At 66.9% G+C, this 1,418-nt stretch carries 1 protein-coding gene and 2 pseudogenes; 2 read left to right on the plus strand and 1 reads right to left on the minus strand.

Translation table 11 applies throughout. The features are described 5' to 3' along the window. Both EDC29_RS17200 and EDC29_RS17205 read left to right on the plus strand, forming a co-directional pair. Positions 1-176, plus strand: a pseudogene (locus EDC29_RS17200) (transposase); the annotation flags it as partial. A gap of 1 nt (position 177) precedes the next feature. Next, positions 178-1,131: an IS701 family transposase gene (locus tag EDC29_RS17205; RefSeq protein WP_242466085.1), complete on the plus strand. Its 954-nt coding sequence runs from the start codon at positions 178-180 to the stop codon at positions 1,129-1,131. A gap of 192 nt (positions 1,132-1,323) precedes the next feature. Here EDC29_RS17205 and EDC29_RS17215 read toward each other — a convergent pair. Next, positions 1,324-1,418: pseudogene (locus EDC29_RS17215) on the minus strand (IS5/IS1182 family transposase); the annotation flags it as partial.

Consider the following 1,418-nt stretch of genomic DNA (forward strand, 5'->3'; position numbering starts at 1 on the left):
AAGCCCAGCTATCGCAAGCGCAACGTCATCGAGCGGCTGTTCGGCTGGCTCAAGTCCTGTCGACGCATCGCCACCCGTTACGACAAGTTGGCGACTAGGCGACTAGCTTCTCGGCAATGTTCACGCTTGCTTGCATCCGTAGATGCATCAGGCATTACTTTTCGTACAAAACGTAACATGGCACGCTGGGACGCCGAGGCGGCGCGCGAAGTGCTACGCGCCTACGTCGTCGAGGCGCTGGGCGACGCCGAGGCGGTGCTGATCGTCGATGAGACCGGTTTCTTGAAGAAGGGCACGCACTCGGTGGGGGTGCAGCGCCAGTACAGCGGCACGGCGGGCCGGGTCGAGAACAGTCAAGTCGGGGTGTTCCTGTGTTATGCCTGCCGGCACGGTGCGGCTTTCATCGATCGGGCGCTGTACCTGCCCAAGTGTTGGGTGAATGACCCGGCACGCTGCGCCGAGGCCGGTGTCCCGGAGCAGGCACGCCGCTTCCAGACCAAACCAGCCCTGGCGCGTACGATGCTCGAGCGCGCGCTCGATGCGGGGGTGCCTTGTGGCTGGGTGACGGGCGATGCCGTCTACGGCAAGGATCGCAAGCCGCGCCTGTGGCTCGAGGCGTGCCAACAGCCCTTCGTGCTCGCCGTGGCGGGCAATGAACCGGTGTGGTTCGATGGCCCGCAGACCCATCGTGTCGCGGCACTGGCCAAGGCGCTGCCAGAGACGGCCTGGCAACGCCACGCCGTCGGCGCCGGGAGCAAGGGCGCGCGCACCTTCGAGTGGGCCTGGGTGCCGCTGTGGCGCCTGCAGCTCAGCGCCGAGGAGCGCACCTGGGGGCATTGGCTGGTGGTGCGGCGCAACTGCAACCGCCCCGAGGAGCGGGCCTACTACATCGCCTTCGCGCCCCGCGCTGAGGCCACGCTCGAGCGCCTGGCCAAGGTCGCCGGGCAGCGCTGGGCGATCGAGGTCGGCTTCGAGCTGGCCAAGCAGCAGTGCGGGCTCGACGAGTATGAGGTGCGCCGCTGGCCGGCTTGGCATCGCCATATCACCCTTGCGCTGCTGGCCCATGCCTGCCTCGTCGTGCTGCAACGGCGGGCGAAAAAGGGGGCGCTGTCGCCGGGCGGATCGCACTGACCGCCCCTGAGATCCGGCGCCTGCTCGAGGCGCTGTTGTGGCGCGAACGCGCCCCGCCGGATGCCGTCATCGCCTGGTCGGATTGGCGACGACGACATCAGGCGCGGGCCAGGGTCTGTCATTATCGAGCGCGAGGGGCTGGGCCGCCGTAAAGATATGCGGCTGTAGTAGTAGAGGCTCTATCAAAAAGCCCTACGCCCACTCCAAGGCACTCCAGCAAATGAGTGCGAGTCCCAGGAAGAGAAACGCCTCGTGAATATCGGCCCTGCGCTCAAAGCGCACCCGCA

The organism is Marichromatium gracile (genome assembly GCF_004343155.1).
Classification (GTDB): domain Bacteria; phylum Pseudomonadota; class Gammaproteobacteria; order Chromatiales; family Chromatiaceae; genus Marichromatium; species Marichromatium gracile.

Coding starts and splice junctions, on each gene's coding strand:
- EDC29_RS17205 (WP_242466085.1), top strand. CDS start 178: ATGGCACGCTGGGACGCCGAGGCGGCGCGCGAAGTGCTACGCGCCTAC.